A 25626-nucleotide genomic window follows, 5' to 3' on the forward strand; every position below is an offset into this window, starting at 1 on the left:
CATCATCCGGTGTTTCAGGCTGCGCCTGTTGGAATATGCAAAGCGGTCTTCATGCGTTCCGCACCAAGCTGAGCGCATTTCCCGGTAATTTTCAGCACTTGCGAGCGCACGTCGTCGGGCCAGTAATTCATGTCGCCAAGCCGCTCCGCAGTGTCCTGCGTATGTTCGGTCATCGGACGCTCACGCGCTTCCCAAGCGGCCAGCGCTTTGCTCACATCCGTATGTTCGTCCAGCGCAACAGCCAGCCCCAGCGCGTTCATTAAGGCGCAACCGCCACCCTGTCCGAGATAAGGTGGCATCGCATGGGCACCATCGCCGAGGATTGCCACCCGGCCCTTGCTCCATGATTTCAGCTTCAGGACTTCGAATGCATCCCACCGCCCGGCATCGCCGAAACGAGCGATCAAAGATGCAAGATGCGGGAAACTTTCGGTCCAGAGCGCGGTATCGACCGGTATGCGATAAGCCATCTCGTCTTCGACCGCTGCGCAGAGCGCAATATAGAGATCGGTCTCGCTGGCCGGCGTATAAAGGATGCGGCGCGAGCCTGAGAAATGCTCGATATAGCGCGGCAAATCTTCAACGGGAGCGTCTGCGCTCTCACGCTTTATCATCATGCGCACCGCGCCGTAGCCGAGCGGCTTGCGGTACAACATGAGATCAAGCGAATCCCTGACCTTCGAATTGATGCCATCCGCCCCGATGACCAGATCGGCGGCAAGTCGTTTACCATCGGCCAGCAGCAATTCGCCTTCGGGCGTTGCACCGACAGCTTCCGCCCCAGTGACGACTTCAACTCCGGCACGACGCGCAGCATTGAGCAATGCCGTCAGCAATGTCTCGCGCAGGATCGTGATAAGGCGCGCTGGTCCGTTGCCATTGATTGGAATCTCTTCCATCGTTTCATTGCGGTGATCGCGCGTATGGAATTCCGGTCCCTCATGAGCGCCGATCACGGCCTCGTCATAGGCACCCAAGGCCTTGAGTACATGCAGGCCATTGCTCCAGATATAAATCCCGGCGCCGAAAGTGCGCAGATTGGGCGAGCGCTCATGTACCCTGACACTCCACCCGCGCTGCGCGAGCGCTGTAGCAGAAGCCAGTCCCGCAATGCCCGCGCCAGCGATCTCCGCGTGACGTTTCGTCATTCCAATTCTCCTCAACCCATTTCGAGGAGAGATTTCCAAGTCCTGCCGACAAAGGAAAGTGAATTCTGACCGCGACAGATATGAGGAAATAGAATATCTGTGTGCAGGCATATCCTTGAGGAGGCGATATGGCATTGCTCACCAATCATCTGACGATCCGGTATATCCGCATCATCGATGCGATCGAGGAGGAGCGCAGCATCGCGCGCGCTGCCGACCGGTTGAACGTTACCCAATCCGCAGTCACCAAGGCGTTGCAGGAAATCGAAGCCCTGACCGGATTGCGGCTTTTCACACGCACCAACAGGGGCGTCGTCCCGACCCACGCGGGCATGCAACTGACCACTGACGCCAGGCGTCTCCTTGCCCATCTTATGGTGGCAGAACAAAATCTTGCCGATCTGCGCGATGGCACTGGCGGGCGGCTGGCCATCGGAACCTTGCTTTCTGCATCAGCCGATCTGCTTCCAAGAGCCATTGCCAAAGTCCGGCGCGACAATCGCCGCATCGTGGTCAAGGTCGTAACGGGAACGGATGACGTCTTGATGCCAGCATTGCGGGCGGGGGAGCTCGACATGGTGATAGGCCGTCTTTCCGAGCGGCACGAGCCGGTCAATCTTGTGCAGGAAGTCCTGATTCCGGATAACGCCGTCGTCGTGGTGCGCCGCGACCATCCATTGACGCTGCGCCCCGCGCTTTGTCTCCATGATCTAATCGAATGGTACTGGATTTTGCCGCCAAAGGAAACCAATCTCCGCCTTCAGATCGACCGCGCCTTTCGCGAAGAGGGCGTTCCGCCACCTGCGCAATCCGTTGAATCCGTTTCGCCGCTCATCAACAAGGGACTGCTTTTGCAGGCAGACTATATCTGCGTCATGCCCGCGCAGGTGGCCCGGATTGAAGAAGCCTCCGGCCAGCTTGCTATTCTGCCTGTGCAGCTCGGCGCGACGTCGGGCTTTCTGGGGATCACCACGCTTCCCGAAAGCAACCGTTCGGCCACGGCAGACCTCTTCATTCAAGTGCTTCGGGAAATTGCCCGGGAGAACTGAAAGCAGACTCCCTCTCACCCTCAACACACCGTTCTGATATTCCTAAGCCTCATAGCAGTGCGAAGAGTGTTCAGTTTACGGGCTTCAAGTTTCAGCATGAAATGACCGCCAAGACCTCCTGTCAGAAACTGCGCGTTCAAGTGCGGGGCAGAGAAAAGGTCGTGAAGGGCAATCAAGAGAGGAACTTTCATGCTCAAGCTTTCACTGCTTGGTGCTTCGGCACTTTGTCTATCCTTGGCCGGAACTATCTCGGCCTTTGCCAAGGAACCCGTCACCATCGGCATGATCACGACCCTTTCGGGCCCGGCCGGCTATCTCGGGCAGGATATTCGTGACGGATTCCAGCTCGCAATCGATCAGAACGGCGGCGAACTGGGAGGAAAACCGGTAGCGCTCAAGGTCGAGGATGACGGCCTCAAGCCGGGCAATGCCAAGCAGATTGCCGAAGGCATGCTATCCGAACAGGGCGTAAAGCTCTTTACCGGCATGGTCTTCGCCAATGTCGCCGGTGCGGCTCTGCCTGATATTCTCGATGAAGGCGGCATCTATATCAGCCCCAACACCGCCTCTGCCGAATTTGCAGGCAAGGAATGCCATCCGAACTATTTCGTCAGCTCCTGGCAGGATGACGGCCAGGGGGAAAGTGCTGGCGCACTGGCACAGTCGATGAATTATAACTCGGCCTTCCTGATCGCACCGAATTATCAGGCCGGGCGCGAGACGATGGATGCGTTCAAGCGCTTCTACAAGGGCAAGATCGTCGGCGAAGTTTATACCCAGATGGATCAGACCGATTTTGCTGCGGAAATCGCGCAGATCCGCGCTGCGAAGCCTTCCATGGTGTATGAATTTGAGCCCGGCGGCATGGGCATTGCGTTTCTGCAGCAATATCAGCAGTCAGGCCTGCTGAAAGAAATCCCGATGGTCGTTCATCCGGCATCGCTCGATCAGGTCATCGTCAATGTGGTCGGAAAGGCAGCCGACGGCGTACGGGTAACCAGTCACTGGAACGACGATTTCGACAATCCGGAAAACAAGAAATTCGTTGCCGCCTGGAAAGCGAAATTCGGGGATCGCCCGATCACCTATTATGCCGCACAAGGCTATGATGCCGCACTGATGATGGGTGCAGGTCTTGCTGGCGTCTCGGGTGACGACATCGATACCAAGGCTTTCCGCGCAAATTCCTTCCGTGCGCGGGGAATTCAAACTCGGAACGAACCAGCATCCCGTCCAGGATTGGTATGCGCTCGGCGTGGCTGAAGATTCCAACGGCAAGCCCTACCTGAAGACGGAGAAGAAAGTCCTGACCGCGCATAGCGATATCTATGCCGCACAATGCAAGATGGATGCGGAATAGGATGTCCGCATAATAGAAAAGCCCGCCAGATGGCGGGCTTTTCTTGTTAAAACCTGGAGCATTTCCGGTTTTTCATGAACCATTGGAAATGCTCTATTTTTTGTTTTTACGTATCAGATAATCGTTGTGGCGACACGGTTCTCGATCGCGCGCACGAGGTTGAGCGCGGTCATTTCGGACGATTTCGGGTTAGTCGCCAGCGGCCCATTCTCAAAACGCAGGTGCATCCTGCCGAAATCGCCTTCAGCGATGATCTCATGCATGTTGAGGCGCGCCGCCGGATCTGCAACCAGTGTAACACGCGTGCGATCGAGACCAATTCCTGCGAGCGAAGTAATGACCGCGACATTGGCATTTTGCGGAAAGGCATCCGCTGCCTTGCGGGCCGTATCCGTAAAGAAGACCGTGGCCTCGCTGATTTCGTCAAGCGGCACCATTTGGGCGGCCCGCGTGCCCGCCCATGCTTTTGCAGGCTTGATGATACGATGCTCGACGCTTGCAATCGAAAGCCGGCTTGCAGCCGACAGCGCGTCGATGCCACCCAGCGCGCCGGGTGGAATAATCAGTCTCGCACCGCTGGCCGCAGCAGCATCCTTCAGCCTTTGAAAGATCGCGTCTTCTACGAAAGCCGATGTCGATGAAACCGCGAAATCCATTCCGGCGGAAAGCGCCGCCTCGCCCCAAGGCAAGACGCTGGGACGACCTGCCGCCTCCACCACAAGGCTCGCGCCGGTGGCTGCAAGCTCGGCAGGATCTTCGATGAGCATAGCACCAGCAGGCAGTCCGTCACGGGATGCCGACCTGTCGCGTACCGCCACAGCGCCGATCCTTACGGCACTTTTTCGCTCAGCAAGAAGTTCTGCGACCCGCTTGCCGATAGCACCCCATCCAACGAGGATGATTGTCTCAGATGCCGACATAGGCATGCACCTGGTCACGGTCACGTTCCAGATCAGCACTCGTCCCGCGCCAGACCGTTCGGCCTTTCTCGACAATATAATGACGATCCGCCAACTTCTTCAAAACCGCAATATTCTTGTCGATCAGGAGGATCGACTGGCCCATTTCACGCAATTGCATGATGCAATGCCAGATTTCCGTGCGGATGACAGGTGCAAGACCTTCCGTCGCTTCATCGAGGATCAGAAGATGCGGGTTCGTCATCAATGCACGCCCGATGGCCAGCATCTGTTGTTCGCCGCCTGAAAGCGTGCCCGCCGTCTGATCCGCACGCTCCTGCATACGCGGGAAAAGCGCATATATCTTGCCGAGATCCCACGGCGACTGCCGCTTGCAGCGGTTCGACGCGGTTGCGACCAGATTTTCCCGCACGGTCAATGTCGGGAAAATCTGCCGTCCTTCCGGCACGAGGCCGACACCCAGACGCGCGACTTTTTCCGGGCTGTAGCTGGTCGTGTCGCGACCTGCGATCTGGACCTGCCCCCCTTTGGGAGCGAGGAGACCCATCAATGTGCGTATGGTCGTGGTCTTGCCCATGCCGTTGCGGCCCATGAGCGTGACCAGTTCCCCCTCATTCACTTCCAGCGAGACGTCGAACAATACCTGTGAATGGCCATAAGCAGCCTGAAGTCCGTCGATTTTCAGCACAGTTCCTCCTCCCCGCCGAGATAGGCTTCCCGCACAGCTTCGCTCGCCCGTATGTCTTCCACCGTACCCGTCAGAATGACACGGCCATAGACCAGCACCGATATGCGGTCAGCGAGCGCAAACACCGCCTCCATGTCGTGCTCGACAAGCAGCATTGAAACCTTGCCGCGCAGCCCCTGCAAAAGCTCAATCATTTCCTGGCTTTCGACATGGCCGAGACCAGCCATCGGCTCATCGAGGAGCAGAAGCTTCGGCTTTCCGGCCAGCGCCATCAGCAGTTCCAGCTGCTTGCGCCCACCGCTCGACAGATCGCCTGCAAGCTTCTCCGGGTGATTGGCCAGACGGCTCCCGGCAAGGATTGCATCAACCTCATGCCAGATGGCGCTGCGGCCTTTCAGGCTGTCGAGAATCCGGAAATTGTGCCCCTCGCGCGCCTGCACCGCCATGGCGATATTCTGGCGTACACTCATATCGTTCAGGAGCGTCGATATCTGGAATGTGCGTCCCAATCCACGCCCGACACGCGTGGCCGCTGGCAGTTTGGTGATATCTTCGCCCATCAGGCTGATCGTTCCCGATGTGGGCGTCAATTCACCGCAAAGCTGGTTGATGAGCGTTGACTTGCCCGCTCCGTTCGGTCCGATCAGGGCATGGATATGCCCTTCCGTGACGTCGAGTGTCACATGATCCGTCGCGACCAGACCGGCAAAGCGCTTCACCAGATCGCGGACCTGCAATATCGCAGTCATGCGGGCACCTCCACCTTGCGGTCTTTGCGAAACGGACGGCAAAGCGCACGCCAGCCGCCGACAATGCCGCCCTTGGTTCCCAAAACCACGACGAGCAGAATGATGCCCATGGCGAGCTGCCAATGCTCGGTCCAGGAGGCGAGATAGGTCTGGAGGATCAGGAATGCAGCCGCGCCCCAGATCGGCCCAAAGAAAGTGCCGACACCACCCAGAATGACCATCACCATCAACTCTCCCGACTTGGTCCAGTGCAGCGTATCCGGGCTCGCAAACCGCATGAAAATAGTGAGAAGCGCGCCCGCCAGACCAGCGCCCATTCCGGCGAGGACGAAGCCATAGAGCTTGTAGCGATAGGTTTCGATTCCCATGGCCGTCATGCGCCGCTCGCTCTGGCGAATGCCGGAAAGCACCGCGCCATAGGACGAATGCACGACCCGCCAGAGGAAAGCGAAATACAGGATCATCGAGACGAGAATGACATAATACATCGTCGTCTTGTCACGCAGGCTGAGGCCGAAAAGATCATTGGCTCGACGCACGATGATACCGTCTTCGCCACCATAGGTTTTGAGCGAAACGAAGAGGAAGAAGAGCATCTGCGCGAAGGCGAGCGTAATCATGATGAACTGCACACCGGAAGTGCGCAATGCCAATGCTCCGATCACCAAAGCGGCAAGACCTGCCACCAGCATTGCCGCCGGAACGGTGATCAGAAACTGGTCAGAACCCGGAATGAAGCCGAAAAGCATAGTCTCTTCGGCATGGTGAAAATAAAGGATGCCCACGACATAGGAGCCGATGCCGAAGAAGGCAGCATGACCGAAGGAAACCATCCCGCCATAGCCGAGGATCAGATTGAGGCTGGCCGCGGCGATAGCATAGATCATGATCCGGGCGACAAGGCTCGACGCAGCCGTTTGCCCCAGCGCTTCGGCACCAAAGGGGAAAAGTGCGAGCACCACACAGCCAAGAAGAACGAACAAAAAGCGATATGACATGAATCAGGCTCCCACCGGAAAGAGGCCTCTCGGGCGGAACAGAAGAACGATAGCCATCAGCAGATAGATACCCATGGAGGCGATGCCCACGCCTAGTGCGTCAGCCTCGGCTCCCGCCATGAAATGGCGCAGTATGGTAGGCAGAAAGGCACGCAAGCAGGTATCGATGATGCCAAGTGAAATTCCAGCGATGAAGGCCCCCTTGATCGAACCGACGCCGCCGATAACCACGACCACGAAGGTGGCAAGCAAAATCTGCTCGCCCATTCCGACCTGCACGGCAAGGATCGGCCCGGTCATGAAACCCGCAAGACCCGCAAAGGCTGCACCAAGTGCAAACACCAGCGTATAGAGCAGACGGATATCGATACCGAGTGCGCGCACCATATCGCGATTGGTCGACCCGGCCCGGACCAGCATGCCGATACGGGTGCGGTTGATGAGCAGATAGAGACCACCGGCAACCAACAAACCAGCCACAATGATGAGCAGCCGGAACGGCGGATAGCTCAGGCCTGAAAACAGCTCGATCGGCTGCGCGAGCGATGCGGGCAACTGCGTGAAAATCGGCTGGCGGCCAAAGATCAGCACGGTCAGTTCGTTGAAAATCAGAATGAGCGAGAAAGTCGCAAGCACCTGATCCAGATGATCGCGCTGATAGAGCTTTCGCATGATGCCAAGCTCGATCACGATACCGGCAATCGTCGCGGCCAGAATTGCTGCGGGCAGACCGAGCCAGAAATTTCCCGTCTGCACGGCCACCCATGTGCCGATGAAAGCGCCTATCATGTAGAGCGAGCCGTGAGCGAGGTTGATGACGCCCATGATCCCGAAGATCAGCGTCAGCCCTGCTGCCAGAAGGAACAACATGACGCCGTAGAGAAGGCCATTCAAAAGTTGCTCGAAGATGAGTGTCATTGGACGAAACGACCTTCATAAGAAATGAAAAGAAGCGTGGCGCGCACTTTCGCGCGCGCCGGACGGCTTTGCTGTCAGAGCTTGCACTCTGCAGCGTAGGAATCACCGTAATTCTCGATCAGCTTCTTCTTGATCTTGGTGGTCGGATTGCCATCCTCCCCCTTGATGATGTCGAGTAGATACCAATCCTGCAACGGATGCTGGTTCGGCCCGAAGGCAAAATTACCGCGTACCGACTGGAAATCAGCTTTCCGCAGCGCTTCGCGCACCGCATCTATATCGTCGACGCCACCGGTCTGCTTCAAGGCAGAAGCAATCAGGCGGGCCACATCGTAACCCTGCGTGCCGTAATAAGTCAGAGGGCGGTCAGGATAGGCGGCTTTCCACTTTGCCACGAGTTCCTTGCTTGCGGCATTGTCCATATCCGGGCTCCAGTGGCTGGTGGCCATAAGCCCGACCGAAGCGTCACCCAGCGATTTCAGGATCACTGCATCGCTGGAGGGTTCGGAAAGAACCATCGGAATCTTGCCTAGAAGACCAGCCTGCTGATACTGGCGCAGGAACGCAATGCCCATGCCGCCGGGATGCGACTGGAAAACTACATCGGGATTGGCAGCGCGTATCTGCGCCATCTCTGCGGAGTAGTCGGTCTGATCGAGCTGCGTGTAGATTTCGCCGACAATTTCGCCCTTGAATCGGCGTTTGAAGCCAGCCAGCGCATCCTTGCCCGCCTGATAGTTCGGCGCAAGAATGAAAGCACGCTTGTAGCCTTCCTGTTCCGCAGCAATGCCCGATGCCTCATGGAGCGAGTCATTTTGCCAGGAAACCACGAAATAATTGGCATCGCAGCCTTTGCCCGCCATGTTCGACGGTCCTGCATTGGCGCTGATATAGAGGCTGTCATTGTCGATGATATCAGGCACTGCTGCACCGGCGACATTCGAGAAGATGATGCCGGTAAACAGCTTGACGCCGTCTTCCGACATGAACCGCTCGGCGATCTGTCGTCCGTTTCCGGGCTTGGCCGCATCATCCTCGACCTTCAGTTCGACCGGCACACCACCGAGTTTGCCGCCTTCTGCATCAATGGCAAGCTTCATGCCATCGCGCACGTCCTGGCCTAGATAGCCTCCCGGGCCCGACAAGGTCGTTATCACACCGATCTTGACCGGTTCGGCAGCAGCACCTGTCGTCAGCCCCGCCAACAGGCCGATCATTAGGAGTTTCGTTCTCATTTCATTTCCCCTTGTCTTTTCATGCGTGGACGCCCGGCAGTTACGCCGGGCGTGCCTCATCAGAGCGCAACCCAGCCCTCAGGCGGGTTCTTGCCGGGATGAATAGTCTTGCAATGCGGGCAGGTCCGCAGCTTCTCGTCGTTGTAGAAAGCGGCGTAAAGCGGCGGCAGATCCTCGACGATGGACTCCAGATCTACTTCGGCGCGATGAACGAGGCTGCTGCATTCGAAGCAGTACCATTCGACGGCGTCGAGCAAACCTTCGGGCCGTGCCGGTTCGATCACCAGCCCGATGGAGCCTTCCTGCGGGCGCTGCGGTGAATGACGGATATGCGCTGGCAGAAGGAAGATATCGCCTTCGCGGATCGGCACATCGTAAAACTCGCCCGTCGACGTATCATGCAGCTTCAGCAGCATGTCGCCCTTGAGCTGGTAGAAGAACTCCTCCACCGGATCGTCGTGATAATCGGTGCGCTTGTTCGGACCACCGACGACCGTAACCATCAGGTTGGCATCCTTGAACACCAGCTGATTGCCGACAGGCGGCTTCAGCAGGTGCTTGTGTTCATCGATCCATTTTTGAAAATTGAAAGCGCTTAGTTTTGTCATTCTTGTTCCCCTTTTCGGTTCGATCAGGATAGTTTGAGGCCGCAGCTATCAAAGGCCTCGCGGATTGCCCGTTTTTCGGCATCGGTCAGTTCAAGCATCGGCGCACGAACAGGTCCACCAACCTGACCGAGCAGCTCCTGCCAGTATTTTTGATGCGAAGTGGGTTTTTCAGCCGGTCGCGTCGACTTGAAGGCATGGCGGACAGGCTCGAGGCTTTGCCAGACGGCGCGTGCTTCAGCTTCTTTGCCCGCAAAGGCCAGATCGGTATAATCGCGCATGCGGCGATCAACCTTGGTCTGCAATGTGTAGGGCGGCGAAGAGCAGAGATAAAGCTGCCAGCCGAGCTCGAGAATATTGTCCAGCCACTCGTCTTCCGATGCGGTCGAGACCAGAATGCGGTCGCCCGCCAGTTCGGTGAGCTTGCGATACATGTCGCGCGGGACCGAATACTTGATCGCGACGACCGTTTCGATATCGGCCAGACGATTGCAGAGCTCCGGGCTCATCAGATAGCCGCTATCGGGATGGGACCACAGCGCAAGGCCGATATCCACTTTCGAGGCAATCGTTTCATAGTAGCGCAGCAGCGTTTCATCCTGTGCACGCAGGAAATGCAGAACGGGCGCATGGACAACGATATAGTCAGCACCACTGGCCTGCGCGTGCTTGGCCAGATCGATAACCACATCCATGTTCTGGTCCGAGCAGGACATGATCGTCTGCGCCTTGTCACCTACCGCCGAGACAGCCAGATCGAACATGCGCTTGCGCTCGTCAACCGACATCGAGAAGAATTCGCCCTGCTTTCCCGCGACGAAAAGTCCCTCAATGCCCAGGTCGTTGATCCAGTGGTCGACATTCTTGCGAAAGCCGCCTTCATCGATCGATCCGTCCTCGTTGAAAGGTGTGTTTGCCGCAGCCCAGATACCGCGCATTGTAGCGCGTGAGTGGGCCTTGGCGTTCTGGCGGTCATACTTCATCGGAATCCTCGCTTCGGGGGCGGGTCACTCCAAACCCGCGTCTTCCTGATCGAGCCTGACTTTCTTTCATTCGAGAAGTCTTGTAAGTAGAATATATTCATAAACAAAAACTCATAAGTGATCCGATGCGCCCCACTCTCCGCCAGATCGAATGTTTTCAGGCCGTGGTCGAACTGGGAAATTTTTCCCGCGCCGCCGAACGTGTCAGGACAACCCAGGCCAATCTTTCCCATACGATCCGCGACCTGGAGACGGTGCTGGATGCACGGCTTTTCGACCGGACGACACGACGCGTCAGCCTGACCGATGCAGGACGCGCCTTTGCCGAGGGTGCGCTTGCCGGTCTTGCAGAGATTGATCGTGCCGCCGAAGTTGTGCGCGATCTGGGGAAATTACGGCGCGGCCAAGTCAGTATCGCCGCCCCGCCATTGCTGTGCACGACAGTGCTTCCACATCTGGTTCGCCGCGTGGCGGACGAGCATCCCAACCTGGTCATCAAGATCGAGGATGTCGGGCCTGAAGTGGTCATCGAACAGGTTCGCAACGGGCGTTGCGACCTCGGTGTCGGCACTTTTTCCGGGGAAGATTCGGACGTCGAAAGCCAGACGGCACTGCGCGATCAGTTGATGATTTTCGTATCACCCCATCACGATTTTGCGGGATATAAACAGGTCGCCTGGTCCGAACTCGATAATCAGCCCATCATCACGCTCACACAGAAAAGCAACATCCGGCTTTTGACCGAAATTGGCTTCGAACAGACGAAATTGTCGCTTCGCCCTCATATGGAGGTCAATCAAGTCCATACGGTGCTATCGTTGATTGAAGCCGACGCAGGTATCGCTGTCCTGCCCGCCTATGCATTCACCGCCTTGCGCGGTCGTGGCATCGTGGCCCGCCCCCTGACAGACCCGGCCATCGTGCGTGAGGTTCGCCTCATCACGCCCCGCGACCGTGAACAATCTGCGGCCACGGTCGCCGTGCGTTCGATCTTGCGAAACCTGCTGCGCCAGATGATCCCTGAAATTCCCGGGACCGGCAGCGCCGGTTAATCCCTTTCCAGGCATGCCGCCCGAACCTTTTGAGCTTGCTTCGCGAGCCTTTGCGCGCTCATATAAAATTGCACCGCTGTTTAGAATCATCTCGAAAAGTCGATACTGAACAACACACCGCCGAAGGTCGGTCGCGTCGCCAGCAAGGGAATGCAGCCTCATGAATACTTACGGAAAACTATTTTCAGCCGCGCTGGTCGCGGCTGCGCTCAACAGCACGGCAGTTGGACAGGTCTTTGCGAAGACATTGATCTATTGCTCCGAGGCATCTCCTGAAATGTTCGATGCAGCGCAGACGACGTCTGGCGCCGTATATGACGCGTCGGCGCGCAATGTTTCCAATGGACTTATCAAGATCAAGCGCGGCTCGACGGAGCTGGAACCCGGCCTCGCGGAAAGCTGGGACGTTTCTGCCGACGGCAAGGAATATACGTTTCATCTGCGAAAAGGCGTGAAGTTTCACACCACAAGTTTTTTCACCCCGACGCGTGAATTCAATGCGGACGATGTGATCTTCACGTTCGACCGTCAGGGGAACAAAGACAATCCCTACTACAATCAGGGCGCATGGCCGCAATTCGGGGCCTATTCCTTCCCTTCGCTGATCGAGAAAATCGAAAAGATTGACGATCACACGGTCAAGTTTGTGCTGGCGCATCCCGAAGCGACCTTTATCTCGACACTGTCGCTGACATTCGCCGTCATTCAGTCCAAGGAATATGCCGACAAGCTCGTTGCGGAAGGCCGTATTACGGAGTTCAGCCAGCAGCCAGTCGGAACCGGCCCTTATCAGTTTGTCGCCTATCAGAAGGATAGCGCCATCCGCTATCAGGCCAATCCCGACTACTGGGCAGGCAAGCAGAAGATCGACAATCTCATCTTTGCGATCACACCGGATGCGGCAGTGCGCTATCAGAAGCTGAAGTCGGGCGAGTGCCATGTCATCGCCGCTCCCAACCCTGCCGATATTGCGGAGATGAAGAAGGACCCGGCTGTTGAGATGCTGCACAAGGAAGGTTTGAATCTGTCCTTCCTTGCCTATAACACCCAACAGAAGCCGTTTGACGACGTACGTGTCCGCAAGGCGCTGAACATGGCGGTCAACAAGGCCGCGATCATCGATGCAGTCTATCTCGGCTCGGCAGTCGTTTCGGTCAATCCGCTGCCGCCGAGTGTCTGGGGCTACAACAAGAACGTCAAGGATGATCCTTATGACCCCGAACAGTCGCGCAAGCTGCTTGATGAAGCGGGCGTCAAAGACCTGAAGATGAAAATCTGGGCGATGCCCGTGCAGCGGCCCTATATGCCGAACGCGCGCCGCGCAGCCGAACTTATGCAGTCCGACTTCGCCAAGGTGGGCGTAACGGCGGAAATCGTCACCTATGACTGGGGTGAATATCTCAAGCGTTCGCTGGAAAAGGATCGCGACGGCGCCGTCATGCTTGGCTGGACCGGTGGCATCGCCGATCCCGACAATTTCCTCGCAGCCCTTCTGAGCTGTCAGGCCATCGGCAGCGCAAACCGCGCAAACTGGTGCAATCAGGATTTCGAGAAGCTCATTCAGGCAGCCAAGCTGACGACCGATCAGGCAGAACGCACCAAGCTCTATGAGCAGGCGCAGGTCGTCTTCAAGGAACAGGCCCCCTGGCTGACAATCGCCCATCAGATCGTCGAACAGCCGATCAGCAAGAAAGTCAAAGACTTCCGCATCGATCCCTTTGGCGGCTATCTTTTCGAAGACGTCGACATCGAGGAATAAGTCTTTTCCTGCGCCGGTTCGACAACTGGCGATAAATTCCGGGTGGCGGGCCTAAACGCCCGCTATTCTTCTTTCGTGCTCAGATGAAATCCGAGCCAAGTTGACCAATAGAGCATTTTCAATTTAAACCGAATTGCTGAAAATGCTCTATCTATTTGTTTTTACGCATTATCCGACGCAAAACCGCTTCGCACTTTTGCTGGAAATGCTCTAGCCGAGAAAACAAGATGGATATCGTAGACCGCTTTCTAGCCTATACCCGCATCAACACAACCGCTGTGCCGAATGCAGGCAAACTCCCGTCGAGCGAAGGGCAAACCGATCTCGCAAAGTTGCTCGCCAGCGAAATGCGCGCCATGGGCATGGAAGTCGAAGAGCGTGACCACTCGATCGTTGTTGGCACATTGCCTGCCAATGTTTCGAATGCCGATCAGCAGTTCCCGACGATTGCATGGGTCGCCCATCTCGATACGTCCAGCGAATATACGACCGACACCCGCGCCCATGTGGTCGATTATCAGGGTGGGGATATCCTGCTCAATGAAGCGACTGGCGCCGTCATGCGACTTGCCGAATTTCCCGAGCTGGAACGTTATGTCGGAGACAGGATCATCGTGACGGACGGCACCAGCCTGCTCGGCGCCGATAACAAGTCCGCCATCGCCGAGATCATGCATGCCATGCAGCTCCTGACTACTCACCCCGAAATCGAGCACGGCACAGTCAAGGTCGTCTTTGTTCCCGATGAGGAAATCGGGTTGCTTGGAGCCAAGGCGCTCGACGTCGCGTCACTGAAAGCCGATTTCGCCTATACGCTCGATTGCTGTGCGGTTGGCGAGATCGTGTATGAGAACTGGAACGCCGGTGAATTCCGCCTCACCTTCAAGGGCCAGCCAGCCCATCCGATGTCGGCGAAGGGCAAATTGCGCAATGCCATTCTCTATGCTCAGCAATTCATTGCAATGATGCCAGGCGGCGAACGCCCGGAATATACGGAAGGCACTGAAGGCTATTATTGGGCCAAGGGCATTCAGGGGACCGTTGCCGAGACAAGCCTCATTATCGATATCCGGGATTTCACGAAGGACGGTTACGAAACACGTCGTGCGTTCATCGAGAACCTCGCCGCAAGTTTCAACCAGCTCCATGGCGACGGCACAGTTCATGTAGACTACAAGGCTGTCTATCGGAACGCCGCCGAAAGCCTGCAGGGCGAAAATCGCTACCCGGTCGTGCTTGCCCTTCAGGCCATGAAGGCAATAGGCGTGACACCGACACCGCTGCCTATGCGCGGCGGTTATGACGGTGCGGTGCTATCCGAAAAAGGGCTGCCATGCCCCAACCTGTTCTGCGGCGCGCATAACTTCCACTCGATTTACGAGTTTCTGCCGGTCGGTTCGCTCAACAAGGCATCGGAAATGGTGATCGAAATATTGAAGACTGCACGGATAACCGACAGAAGCGCTGGTTGATCAGCCTCAATAGCGAGGAGACGTGACGTCATCTCGTCTCCTCGCTTCTATGCCCTCAGCTACCGCCGAAGTGGTTCAGTTTTAGTACCCTAATGCAGCACCAGCGACGGCACGGCTGTCTATGGCGCCATAATAGCGGTTGTCGCCGCCCTTTTCGATGGCTGCCATATCCTTGCCACCGACAAGAATGCCCGCTGCCTCACCCCAGACCGGCCAGTCAGCGTCTTCACCGACCGTATAGCCCATACCGGTGAGCAACCGGATCGTATCCGGCGAAAGCGCGTTCGCTTCCGTATAGACGCGGTCGGGCAGCCACTGGTGATGGATGCGCGGGGCGTCAATCGCCTCCTGAATGTCCATACCGTGATCGATCACATTCATGATTGCCTCAAGCGTGATCGTGATGATGCGCGAACCGCCGGGATTGCCGATGACCATGAACGGCTTGCCATCCTTCGACACAATGGTCGGACTCATCGAGGACAGCGGTGACTTGCGCGGTTCGATGGCATTTGCTTCGCCTTGTATGAGACCGTAGAGATTGGCCACGCCCGGCTTGATGGTGAAGTCGTCCATCTCGTTGTTGAGGAGAATGCCGGTGCCTTCGGCCACTTTGGCCGTGCCGAACGATCCATTCAGCGTATAGGTCACGGCGACCGCATTGCCGTCCTTGTCCACGATGGAATAATGCGTGGTTTCGTTGGACTCCTTGAATTCGGCCGGTTTCAGCGCCTCGCTGACACCGGCGCGATAAGGATCGATACGACTGCGGATTTCTGCGGCATAGGCCTTGCTGGTGAGCTTCTCGATTGGATTGTCGACGAAATCAGGGTCGCCCAACGCCGTGTTGCGATCCACATAGGCATGGCGCATCGCTTCCACCATCAAACGCGTGGTTTCTGCCGAGCCGTAGCCGAGATAGGAAATCGGATAGCCCTCAAGCACGTTCAGGATTTCGCAGATGATCAGTCCACCGGAAGAAGGCGGCGGCGATGAGACGATGTCATAGCCGCGATAGCTGCACTTGACCGGTTCCAGCTCACGGACCTTGTATTGCTCGAAATCGGCCTTGGCGAGAATGCCGCCATTTTCCTTGCTCGATTTGACGATCAGATCGGCAATATCGCCCTGGTAGAAAGCCGACGTGCCCTTTTCCGAAATGGCCGAAAGCGATTTCGCCAGATCCGGCTGAACAAGCTTCTCGCCCAAGCCCAGCGGCTTGCCGTCTTTCAGGAAGATTTTCGCCGCTGCCGGGTCTTTCGCCAGTCTTTCATTGCCATCGGCAAAGGAGAGAATATCGCCCAGCTCCAGCGTGAAGCCGTCCTTGGCAAGTTTCAGTGCTGGCTCGATCAACTCCTCGCGCTTGCGGGTGCCATATTTTTCGCGCGCTTCCTCAAGGCCAGCCACCGTGCCTGGCACGCCGATGGCGAGATAGGTTTCAGTACTGGCGCCTTCGACGGGTTTTCCATCCTTGTCCAGATACATGGTCTTGGTGGCGGCGAGCGGCGCGCGCTCGCGAAAATCAAGAAAAGTGCTCTTTCCGTCCTTGAAGCGGATCGTCATGAAGCCGCCCCCGCCGAGATTACCGGCCGTCGGATAGACAACCGCCAGCGCGTAGCCGACGGCGACAGCCGCATCGACTGCATTGCCGCCGTTCTTCAGCACATCGATACCGACCTGCGAGGCAAGATGCTGGGCCGTAACCACCATGCCATTCTGGCCTTCTGCTGGCGCTGGTGATGCCGCGTAGGCCGAAGGCAGATGGCCCGCAACGGCAATGACAGCGGCAAGGGAAAGCGATTTCAGTCTGTAATGCTGCCTGTAATGCTGCATATCTTTCCTCCCATGTGTTCTCCCGAATGGGAGTCCGACAACAACGTCCGCAATATCTTGCGCAAAAGCAAGCGGGAGAAATTCTATCCAGCCGAGCTTGCGGATAGAGTGCAGAGAGATGATAATGCACAGTATTCGGTTCAGATGCTGCCAGAATTGCAGCCGAACCCGAAGCCCTCGCCAGCTCCTTCCGGCCCACTCTGGCCATTTGGGCAATATCCCAATTCCATTTCAGACGATGCGATCTCACCTTGCAGGAGAAATCCATGACCTATGCTCAATGCGCATGCGGAAATCTGACGGTAACGCCTCATGAGCCGCCACAATTGACGGCCCTGTGCCATTGCTTCGCCTGCCAGCGAAGGACGGGCTCGCCTTTCAGTGCGAATGCTTTTTATTCGATAGACTGTGTTGAAATTTCAGGCACATCGGCAGAATTCGTGCGGACAGCCGAGAGCGGTCGCAAGGTCCGGATGCATTTCTGTCCAAGTTGCGGCTCAACCGTTTATTGGCTGCCCGAAGCTGCTCCATCCGTGATCGGCGTAGCGGTCGGTTCCTTTGCCGATCCGGCTTTTGCCCCGCCCACCCTGTCTGTGTTCGAGCAATCGAAGCACGAATGGGTCTCCCTCGACGGCGTGATGGCACACTTTCCACGCCTGCCGGATGCACTCTAACGCAGAATATCCGAGAGGCGTTTCTGTTCTTTTTCGACGCGCTCAAGATTGAGCCCCGCCAGAAGATCGAGAATATGGGTCTTCATCAAGGCTGCGGCGTCGTCGGCTCTGTGCTCTTCGATGGCATCGACCAGCGCATGATGCGCGTCGCTCTGGCAGGTCGTCTCGCGCCGTTCCCAATAGAGCGAAATGATGAGCGAGGAACGCGGCAGCAGATCGCCGACGAAACCCGCCAGGATCGAGTGCCCCGAAATCTCGGCCAGATGCGTGTGAAAAAGCGCCGACAGCATGATCGCCTCGCTGTCACGCCCGGCATGAAGCGCCGCATGCTCGTCGTGGAGATGCTGGCGCAGTTGCTTGACCTGCTCGGGCTTGATGACCTTCGCTGCAAGAGCCGCCACCTGCGGCTCGATCAGCAAACGCGCCTCGAACACTTCGCGCGCTTCCTCGCGTGACGGCTCGGCCACGAAGGCACCGCGATTGGGCTCCAACCGCACAAGCCTGTCATGGGCCAGCGCCTGCAGGGCAGAGCGCACGAAGGCGCGGCTGACGGAATAGATCGTCGCCAGCTCGTCCTCCGGCAGCTTGGTGCCCGGAAGCAGACGATGGCTTACAACCGCTTCGCGCAAGCCGTTATAGACCGGAAGCCAGCGCGCATTGCCGCCGTTTTGGTCTGTCGTGTTGGTCGCAGCCAGGTTCATCGTCATCCAATATAAGTTGTTCAAAGGGTGAATGCGATCAGGCGATACAGCATCCGCAAATCCGCTATTTATTCTCTTACATATCGAACACAGGTCCCGCGAGTGTCAACAATGTCGCGAATTCTGATGTACAAACCCGATTGAAATCACCCGAACATCAGTTTTTCTGCCCAATACTCGCGTGAATAGTCAGTTTCGGGGCGAAAAGGGTTCAAAAATACCTTGAAAGCCCTTCATTCGCGGTGGCTGATAACCTCCCAGTTTGGACGTCCGCAAGCCGAGCCCTACAAGGCTTTCGCACAGCTTCACCGCACAGGTGACGCCGTCGATGACCGGCAATCCGTGCTCCCTTGAAAGGGAAGCGGCAAGGTCGGCCATGCCCGCACAACCAAGCACGATGGCTTCGGCATGGTCTTCCCGGATCGCCTTCGCGATCTCGTTCGACACCTTGTTACGTGCGTCCGATCCCGGAATTTCGAGGTCCAACACGGCCACGTCGCTAGCCCTAACACGGGCGCAGCGTGATATGAGGCCATAGCGGGAGAGGTTATGCTCGATGGCCGGCACCGAACGCGACAATGTGGTGACAACGCTGAACTTTCCGGCAATCAGGCTTGCCATGTGAAAGGCCGCCTCTCCGATACCGATCACCGGCATGGTTCCGGCACAGCGTGCAGCGTCAAGGCCGGTATCGTCGAAACAGGCAATGACGCAGGCGTCGGCGGTCGGGCGCTTCTGCATTTCCCCGATCATACCGGGAATGGCAAAAACCTCATCGAAATATCCTTCGATGCTCGGCGGACCGTCGGCGGGATTGCTTGCGATGATTGTCGTGCCGGCACCTGCCACGCTGCGCGCGGCCTCGCCGATCTTGTGCGTCATCGATGCAGTTGTATTGGGGTTGATGACAAGTATTTCCATTTTCCTCGAACCATCGAAATATTTGTTTTCGTTCTGGATGGTCCAGAGCGTCTTTCGGACACTCTGCCTAATCATTCACCGGACACTGGCGTCAAATCTCGCCGCCCAGATAGAGTTTCTTGACCCGATCGTCTGTCGCCAGTTCTGCCGAATTGCCGGACAGGACGATCTTGCCGGTCGTCAGCGCATAGGCGCGCTGGGAGATGCGGAGCGCCATGCGCGAATTCTGCTCGACCAGAAGAACGCTGACCTTTTCGTCGCGATTGATGGCAACGATAGAGCGGGCGATGTCCTGCACCAGCTTGGGCGCGACCCCGAGAGAGGGTTCGTCCAGAAGCAGAAGCTTCGGCTTGGCCATGAGCGCGCGCCCGATGACCAGCATCTGCTGCTCGCCGCCGCTCATCGTGCCCGCGGCCTGCGAATAACGCTCCTTCAGGCGCGGAAACCGCCCCAGAACCATCTCCAGCGTGTTGGCAATTTCCGCCTTGCTGGAGCGGGTGAACGCTCCCATCATGAGATTGTCGTGCACGCTCATATAGGGAAAGACACGGCGGCCTTCCGGCACCATGGCAATCCCCATCCTGACGATCTCATCTGACCGGGTGCCATCGATCCTGCGACCCTCATAGTGGATCTCACCCTTGCGGATCTTTTTCAGTCCTGTGATTGCCCGCAGGATCGAAGATTTTCCTGCACCATTGGCACCGATCAGCGCAACCGTCTCCCCTTCCTGAACGCTCAGGGAAACACCTTTCAGCGCATAGACGTGATCGTAATAGAGTTCGGCATCGGAAACTTTGAGAAGCTCTGCCATGGTCAGTATCCAATCGTTTCGTCTTCTGCGCCGAGATAGGCTTCGATCACCTTCTCGTTCTCCTGGATTTGCTTCGGCGTTCCTTCCGCGATCTTCTGCCCGAAATTGATGACAACGATCCGGTCGGAAATATTCATCACTGCCGGCATGTCGTGTTCCACCAACAGCACCGTGACACCCCGGTCACGGACCGCGCGCACCATTTCCACCGCCTTGACGGTTTCGTCGTGGTTCATCCCGGCAAAGGGTTCGTCCAGAAGCAGGATCTTCGGTTCCGTCGCCAGACCAATGGCAATGCCAAGCGCCCGGAGATGGCCGTGTGGCAGATTCTGCGCAACTTCATCCCGCTGCTTCCACAGGCCCAGAAACTGCAGGATTTCATCGGCGGAACGCCCGAATTCTTCCTGATCCCGACGGGCAAGGCTTGAACCCACATAACAACCGAGAAAACTCGCCTTGGCGCGCAGATGGTGACCGACGATCACGTTGTCGCGCACCGTCATGCCCTTGAAGATCGTGGTTTCCTGAAAGGTACGCACCACGCCCTTTCGTGCCACGATATGCGGCGCCAGACCCGATATGCGCTCGCCCTTGAAGCGGACCTCGCCAGTCGTGGGATTGAGGAATGAGGCGATCAGCTTGAACAGCGTGGACTTGCCCGCGCCGTTCGGCCCGATGACCGACAGGATTTCCTTTTCACCCACCGAGAAGGAGACATCGTTGACCGCCACCAGACCGCCGAAGCGTTTGGTCAGGTTCTTGACTTCCAGAAGATCGCTCATGATCCCACTCCCTTCTTTCCGGTCAGTCTGAGGCTGAGAATGCCATTGGGCAGGAACAGCATCAGGATGATGAGAACACTCGAGAAGATGAGCAGCTGGAACTTGCCGGTCTGGAACAGGAAGTCCCAGCCGAAATAGAGAACGAAGGTTCCGATGATGGGGCCGAACACATAGCCAAGTCCGCCCAGGAAGCAGTTGAGCATGAAATTGACCGAGTCCGTGACGGTGAAGCTCGACGGGTAGATCGACTGCGAGATCGCAACGAACATCGCGCCGCCAAGTCCGCCGAGAAACGACGAGATCGCATAGGCCAGCACACGCAGATTGGTGATGTTGACGCCAATCGACGAAGCAAGCTCCTCATTCTGTTGCAACGACTGGCAAAGACCGCCGATGCGCGAATTGATGAGGCGATAAAGTCCGGCAAAGCACAGCACCATCAGCACGATGGAGACGAAATAGAAGGCTGCGCGTGGGTTCTGCAAGGTTGCGAAATCCGGCAGGATGGTCAGGCCGAACAGCGATATGCCGCCCGGCATCGGGATGCTGACCATGCCCTTGGCACCATTGGTAATCGGCAGCGCCATTGCCAGAAGGCGGGCAACTTCCGTCAGAACCAGCGTGACCATGGCGAAATAGACGCCACGAAGCCGCAGGATCGGCAGGCCTATCAGGATGCTGGCGAAAGCGCAGAACAGCCCGGCAAGCGGCAGCGTCAGCCAGAAGGAGACGCCATATTTCACCATCAGAATTGCTGAGACATACCCGCCCATGAGGGCATAGGCGCCCTGACCGATATTGATGCGACCGATATAGAAGGTGAGCCATACCCCGCCGCTGACGATGGAGAGAAGCGCCACAGAAGTCAGCGTGTAGTAGAGGTCGTGTCGTCCGGTTGCCTCGATCAGGACCGGAATACCGATGAAGATCAGGGCCAGAAATGCAGCAACGCCGATAAGCTTTGTTGTCTTTGTCATGATTGCCCCCTCAACCCCAAGGCTTGCCCATCAGCCCATTCGGACGGATGCTCAGGAACACCATCAATGCCGCGAAGATGACGAGATAGGTGATATCGCCATAGGAGCGCAGCACCGTCAGACCGACGGATTCCATCATGCCGAGGATGAAGCCACCGGCAATCGCGCCGCTGACGACGCCTGCACCGCCGATCATCACCATCATGAAAGCCTTGATGGAAATGGCGCCGCCAATGCCGGAATTGACGCCGGTAATGGCGACCAGCAATCCACCGACCAGACCCGCAAGCATTGCTCCCAGCGCGAAGCCTATCATGGAATAACGGTCGACATTCACGCCCATCAACTGTGCGGCCACGCGGTCCTGGGCGAGCGCGCGCATGGCACGACCTGGTTTTGTGTACTGCATGAAAAGAACGAAAGCTGCGATGAAAACCACGGCGAGCACACCGATCAGGATACGGTCATATGGCATTATCAACCAGTCGGACACGAAGACCCCATTGACGATCTTCGGCACGCCGCGCTGCTTTTCACCGAACAGAAGCAGGATCACCGCGTCGAGGAAAAAGGCGACTGCGGCAGCAAGCAGCATCGTGCTTTCATCACGCAGACTGCGCTTGATGACCGGCCGGAAAAGAAATTTTTCGATCAGCGCGCCGACGATCATCAATGTGATGGCGGAGGCCAGAAGAGCGACAACAAACGGCAGGCCGAGTTGCCCGTAAACCGTATAGGTGACGAAACCGCCCAGCACATACATCTGGCCGTGGGCGAAATTGAGGACGTTCATGAGTGCGAAGATCAGCGTCAGACCCAACGCGATCAATGCATATTGCGCACCCAGATATAGCCCATTGGCTATCACTTGTTCCATGAAGGCAGACTCCCTCGTGCGAAGCATCGGACCTGCTTTCAACAGGCCCAAAACTCCGTGACAGTTCATGACGATTGGGAGGCCCGAAGCAGAAGTACCCCTCTTCTGCTTCGGGTTGTTCAGGTCGATTTGTTAATCGACCTGACCGACGAAAAGCGTTTCGAACTTGCCGTCCTTGTATTCCGTCACGACCATCGGAATGCCGATCTGCCGTTTCTGCGTGAAAGACGAGGTGCCAACGTAAGTCAGCTTGGAACCGTCGCCATCACCCTTGACGAAAGGATTGGGCGCGGAGAACGTGTCCATGGTCTTCTTGAATTCCTCGACATTATCGACCGCCGCCGGATTGGCCTTCAGCGTTTCCACGATATATTCAAGCGCATAGACCTTGGTGTTGGACTCGTCATTATACTCGCCGTAAGCCTTGGTATAGCGGTCGACGAATTCCTTCATCGCGTCGGATGCGATTTCCGGCGTGGAAGCGCCGCCGACCGAGATGAAGCCATTGGCGAGTTCGCCCGCGCCTTCTTCCAGAACCTTGGCATCCTGTGCGGTTTCGGTGGAAATGAAACCCTGATAGCCAAGCTCACGCGCAGCGCGGATGAGCAGCGGCGCATTACCAGGCGCAACGCCCGAGAGAACCAGCAGGTCCGGCTTCTGCATGACGATCGGCGTCAGGACCGGCGTGAAGTCGCGCGTATCGTTCTGATAGGCATCATTGGTCGAGACGACTTCGAGACCGAGCGCCTTGGCGGCTTCAATACCGCTATCGCGCTGGCTCAGGGGATCGGATTCATTGGCAGCCACGAAGGCAACCGTCTTGATGCCCTTGTTTTCCTTCAGATACTTATAAATCGCCGGGCCGGACTGGTAATTGGCGATCATGCCAAGAACGGCGTTGGATGCTGGCGGCGTATAAAGTTCCTTCGGGAAGGAATAAGGAAAATAGATGATGCCCTTGGCTTCCGCGACAGGGCGAACAGCGGCGGCACCGTCATCGACATTCGGGCCAACCACATAATGGACGCCTTCCTGCGCCATCTTTTCCATACCGGCGATGGCGCGTTTCGGGTCTTTCTGGTCATCGAAGGTGACGACTTTGATCTTGTAGGTATCGTCGCCGATCTTCACGCCGCCCTGCTCGTTGAGCCAATCGGCACGAACCTGCATCGAACGGACATTGGATGTGCCCCAGGCCGCCGCAGGACCGCTGGTGACACCGACGAAACCGATCTTCAGCTCCTTGTCCGCAGCCTGGGAGGCCGATGCGGACATGAGCGCAAATATAGAAACGGCGCCTAGCGCCGCAGTCTTAACAACTGCGCGTCTATTGATCATTTTAGTTCCCCTTACTTAGCTTTATCTTTCCCTCATTTGGCGGGGAAAGAATATATTAAGCTAAACACGCAACCGATATATTGTCAACAATCCGAATATTTTTAATAAACGATCTGAAAGCGACGCGTCATCAATTCCCGAAGCTTCGGAATAGAAAAAGGTGCGCCGGAGACCGACGCACCTTTTGAAATGACAGGCTGAAAACCGGTTTAAACCCTTGCCTGCAATTGCGCAAAATGGGCAAGCATCCGGTCGGGGGCAGCCTTGATGCCACTGAAAAGCTCAAAAGCGCCGACCGCCTGAAACACGGCCATACCACCCCCGTCGAGCACGCGGCATCCGCGCTCCCTGGCAAGCTGCACGAGCGCTGTCTGCAGAGGGAAATAAACAATGTCGGAAACCCAGAGGTGCGGCTGCACCAGTTCAGGCTCAAGCGGCAGACCCGGATGCGCATCCATTCCCGTCGGCGTTGCGTGGACCAGCCCGGACGCGCCTGCCAGTGTTTCCGCCAGATCAGCCCCGGCAATGAAACTGCATTGCGGCTGCACAGAAACAAGCTTGCCGATTATGGCATCGACCTTTGCGGCATCGAGGTCGAAGATATGGACCTCGCGCGCGCCCATTTCCGCCAGCGCATAGGCAACGGCGACACCTGCCCCGCCTGCCCCGAGCAGCACGACACGTTCCAATGATGCGCCCGGCAGACCTCGGCGAAACCCTTCCGCATAGCCCCACCAGTCGGTGTTGTGACCGATGCGCCTGCCATCGGAAAACACCACCGTGTTGATCGATTGCAGGGCCAAGGCATGGGGCGAAAGTTCATCGACCAGTGCCACCGCAGCCTGCTTGCAGGGATGCGTGATATTGAGCCCCGCAAATCCCGCAGCTTCGGCATCCTCGACAAGTACCGGCAGATCACGTGCCGAACGTCCGTTTTCGGCGATGTCGATAATATCGTAGCGATAGGCCAGCCCTGCGGCTTCGCCTTCCCGCATATGCATAGCAGGCGAGAGCGAACGCTGAATATTTGCGCCGATCAGACCCACATGCACACGACGCTTGGTCACTTCACTTCTCAACTCTTATTCTCCGCAGGATCGGACCACGCCGACCCTCGTTATTCAGGGCTTTTCAAAAGGGCGATGATCGTGTCGCTGATCAGGCGGCGATGCCGCGCCTTCACGTCGGACGCCATCAGGTCGGTGCCGAAGATCGCGCCGAACGTATGTCTGTTGGACACACGAAAAAAGCACTGCGCGCTAATCAGCATATGGAGGTCCAGCGCAGAAATGCGCCGTTGAAAGACGCCCTGTTCACGACCGCGCTCAAGGATTTTCTCGATCGTTTCCAGAATGGTTACATTCTGGCGCGACAGAACATCGGAGCGCTCCATATGTTCGGCACGGTGAATATTTTCCACCGCAACGAGCCGCACGAAATCCGGATTGGCATCGTCATGGTCGAAAGTGCTTTCCACCAGGCTGCGCATGGCGGATTCCGGATCCTGATCGTCAAGAGACAGCGAGCTTTCAAGTGTGCGTATCTTGCCGTAGGCCCGTTCCAGCACGGCGAGATACAGCCCGTCCTTGCTACCGAAATAATAGTAGATCATGCGCTTGGACGTGCGGGTCTGCGCCGCGATTTCATCCACGCGCGCGCCGGAAAATCCCGATGCCACGAACTCCCGCGCCGCAACGTCGAGAATGTTCTCGCGTGTTGCGTCGGGATCGTTCTTGCGCGGCTGCGCCTTGGCGAGTGCCTTTGCCATAGTCC

The 25626-nt window shown here is 57.1% G+C and carries 25 protein-coding genes; 6 read left to right on the forward strand and 19 right to left on the reverse strand.

The window, feature by feature from the left end; genetic code table 11:
- Window positions 1-14 precede the first annotated feature (14 nt).
- Window positions 15-1148, reverse strand: a complete 1134-nt coding sequence (locus MKS82_RS24510) for an FAD-dependent oxidoreductase (protein WP_109988265.1) — start codon at window positions 1146-1148, stop codon at window positions 15-17.
- A 128-nt stretch (window positions 1149-1276) separates the two neighbouring features.
- Between MKS82_RS24510 and MKS82_RS24515 the strand changes: the two genes are divergently transcribed.
- Window positions 1277-2197, forward strand: a complete 921-nt coding sequence (locus MKS82_RS24515; RefSeq protein WP_109988264.1) for a LysR substrate-binding domain-containing protein — start codon at window positions 1277-1279, stop codon at window positions 2195-2197.
- 189 nt (window positions 2198-2386) lie between these two features.
- On the forward strand, window positions 2387-3460 hold the full coding sequence (locus MKS82_RS24520) for an ABC transporter substrate-binding protein (RefSeq protein ID WP_445558095.1): 1074 nt from the start codon (window positions 2387-2389) through the stop codon (window positions 3458-3460).
- 210 nt (window positions 3461-3670) lie between these two features.
- Here MKS82_RS24520 and MKS82_RS24525 read toward each other — a convergent pair whose 3' ends face one another.
- The 8 genes from MKS82_RS24525 to MKS82_RS24560 all read right to left on the reverse strand — a co-directional run bounded on the left by MKS82_RS24525 (window position 3671) and on the right by MKS82_RS24560 (window position 10653).
- Window positions 3671-4477: an aspartate dehydrogenase gene (locus MKS82_RS24525; protein ID WP_109988263.1), complete on the reverse strand. Its 807-nt coding sequence runs from the start codon at window positions 4475-4477 to the stop codon at window positions 3671-3673.
- A complete protein-coding gene (locus MKS82_RS24530) occupies window positions 4464-5165 on the reverse strand; it encodes an ABC transporter ATP-binding protein (RefSeq protein WP_109988262.1) in 702 nt (233 codons plus the stop codon). The genes MKS82_RS24525 and MKS82_RS24530 overlap by 14 nt, the downstream gene beginning before the upstream one ends.
- On the reverse strand, window positions 5159-5914 hold the full coding sequence (locus MKS82_RS24535; RefSeq protein WP_109988261.1) for an ABC transporter ATP-binding protein: 756 nt from the start codon (window positions 5912-5914) through the stop codon (window positions 5159-5161). Before MKS82_RS24535 ends, MKS82_RS24530 begins: the two co-directional genes overlap by 7 nt.
- Entirely contained in the window at window positions 5911-6912 is a 1002-nt protein-coding gene (locus MKS82_RS24540; protein ID WP_109988260.1) for a branched-chain amino acid ABC transporter permease, read from the reverse strand. Before MKS82_RS24540 ends, MKS82_RS24535 begins: the two co-directional genes overlap by 4 nt.
- A 3-nt stretch (window positions 6913-6915) precedes the next feature.
- Entirely contained in the window at window positions 6916-7830 is a 915-nt protein-coding gene (locus MKS82_RS24545) for a branched-chain amino acid ABC transporter permease (protein WP_109988259.1), read from the reverse strand.
- 74 nt (window positions 7831-7904) lie between these two features.
- Window positions 7905-9065 (reverse strand): ABC transporter substrate-binding protein, encoded by a 1161-nt coding sequence (locus tag MKS82_RS24550; RefSeq protein ID WP_109988258.1) that lies wholly within the window; start codon window positions 9063-9065, stop codon window positions 7905-7907.
- A gap of 59 nt (window positions 9066-9124) precedes the next feature.
- A complete protein-coding gene (locus MKS82_RS24555; RefSeq protein ID WP_109988257.1) occupies window positions 9125-9673 on the reverse strand; it encodes a 3-hydroxyanthranilate 3,4-dioxygenase in 549 nt (182 codons plus the stop codon).
- Between the two features lie 23 nt (window positions 9674-9696).
- Window positions 9697-10653 carry a dihydrodipicolinate synthase family protein gene (locus tag MKS82_RS24560; RefSeq protein ID WP_109988256.1) on the reverse strand — a complete coding sequence of 319 codons (957 nt, stop codon included), beginning with the start codon at window positions 10651-10653 and terminating at the stop codon, window positions 9697-9699.
- Window positions 10654-10778: 125 nt separating this feature from the next.
- On the opposite strand from MKS82_RS24560, the gene MKS82_RS24565 reads away from it, so the two are divergent.
- From MKS82_RS24565 to pepT, 3 genes are all read left to right on the forward strand, one after another.
- Window positions 10779-11705: a LysR family transcriptional regulator gene (locus MKS82_RS24565; protein ID WP_109988255.1), complete on the forward strand. Its 927-nt coding sequence runs from the start codon at window positions 10779-10781 to the stop codon at window positions 11703-11705.
- Window positions 11706-11865: 160 nt separating this feature from the next.
- Window positions 11866-13464 carry an ABC transporter substrate-binding protein gene (locus tag MKS82_RS24570; RefSeq protein ID WP_109988254.1) on the forward strand — a complete coding sequence of 533 codons (1599 nt, stop codon included), beginning with the start codon at window positions 11866-11868 and terminating at the stop codon, window positions 13462-13464.
- Between the two features lie 227 nt (window positions 13465-13691).
- A complete protein-coding gene (gene pepT, locus MKS82_RS24575) occupies window positions 13692-14936 on the forward strand; it encodes a peptidase T (RefSeq protein WP_109988253.1) in 1245 nt (414 codons plus the stop codon).
- Window positions 14937-15017: 81 nt separating this feature from the next.
- On the opposite strand, the gene ggt is transcribed toward pepT, so the two are convergent.
- Window positions 15018-16769, reverse strand: a complete 1752-nt coding sequence (gene ggt / locus MKS82_RS24580) for a gamma-glutamyltransferase (RefSeq protein ID WP_109988252.1) — start codon at window positions 16767-16769, stop codon at window positions 15018-15020.
- A 266-nt stretch (window positions 16770-17035) separates the two neighbouring features.
- On the opposite strand from ggt, the gene MKS82_RS24585 reads away from it, so the two are divergent.
- The gene (locus MKS82_RS24585; RefSeq protein ID WP_240579442.1) at window positions 17036-17443 is read left to right on the forward strand and encodes a GFA family protein; all 408 of its coding nucleotides are present in this window, start codon (window positions 17036-17038) and stop codon (window positions 17441-17443) included.
- Here the strand turns inward: MKS82_RS24585 and MKS82_RS24590 are convergent.
- The 9 genes from MKS82_RS24590 to MKS82_RS24630 form a co-directional block, all read right to left on the reverse strand.
- Window positions 17440-18144, reverse strand: coding sequence for a GntR family transcriptional regulator (locus tag MKS82_RS24590; protein WP_109988328.1), 705 nt, complete (start codon window positions 18142-18144; stop codon window positions 17440-17442). The two genes, MKS82_RS24585 and MKS82_RS24590, sit on opposite strands and share 4 nt — an antisense overlap.
- 189 nt (window positions 18145-18333) lie before the next feature.
- Complete coding sequence (locus MKS82_RS24595; protein WP_109988327.1) at window positions 18334-19065, reverse strand: aspartate/glutamate racemase family protein; 732 nt, start codon at window positions 19063-19065, stop codon at window positions 18334-18336.
- A 91-nt stretch (window positions 19066-19156) separates the two neighbouring features.
- Window positions 19157-19879 carry an ABC transporter ATP-binding protein gene (locus MKS82_RS24600; RefSeq protein WP_240579443.1) on the reverse strand — a complete coding sequence of 241 codons (723 nt, stop codon included), beginning with the start codon at window positions 19877-19879 and terminating at the stop codon, window positions 19157-19159.
- 2 nt (window positions 19880-19881) lie between these two features.
- A complete protein-coding gene (locus tag MKS82_RS24605; RefSeq protein WP_240579444.1) occupies window positions 19882-20661 on the reverse strand; it encodes an ABC transporter ATP-binding protein in 780 nt (259 codons plus the stop codon).
- The gene (locus MKS82_RS24610; RefSeq protein ID WP_109988249.1) at window positions 20658-21638 is read right to left on the reverse strand and encodes a branched-chain amino acid ABC transporter permease; all 981 of its coding nucleotides are present in this window, start codon (window positions 21636-21638) and stop codon (window positions 20658-20660) included. The genes MKS82_RS24605 and MKS82_RS24610 overlap by 4 nt, the downstream gene beginning before the upstream one ends.
- Before the next feature lie 10 nt (window positions 21639-21648).
- Window positions 21649-22515 (reverse strand): branched-chain amino acid ABC transporter permease, encoded by an 867-nt coding sequence (locus tag MKS82_RS24615; protein WP_109988326.1) that lies wholly within the window; start codon window positions 22513-22515, stop codon window positions 21649-21651.
- A 132-nt stretch (window positions 22516-22647) separates the two neighbouring features.
- A complete protein-coding gene (locus MKS82_RS24620) occupies window positions 22648-23853 on the reverse strand; it encodes an ABC transporter substrate-binding protein (protein ID WP_109988248.1) in 1206 nt (401 codons plus the stop codon).
- A gap of 209 nt (window positions 23854-24062) precedes the next feature.
- Window positions 24063-24920: a shikimate dehydrogenase gene (locus tag MKS82_RS24625; protein ID WP_445558096.1), complete on the reverse strand. Its 858-nt coding sequence runs from the start codon at window positions 24918-24920 to the stop codon at window positions 24063-24065.
- Between the two features lie 50 nt (window positions 24921-24970).
- Window positions 24971-25621, reverse strand: coding sequence for a TetR/AcrR family transcriptional regulator (locus MKS82_RS24630; protein ID WP_109988246.1), 651 nt, complete (start codon window positions 25619-25621; stop codon window positions 24971-24973).
- Window positions 25622-25626 lie beyond the last annotated feature (5 nt).

The organism is Ochrobactrum sp. A-1, assembly GCF_022488005.1.
Lineage (GTDB): Bacteria > Pseudomonadota > Alphaproteobacteria > Rhizobiales > Rhizobiaceae > Brucella.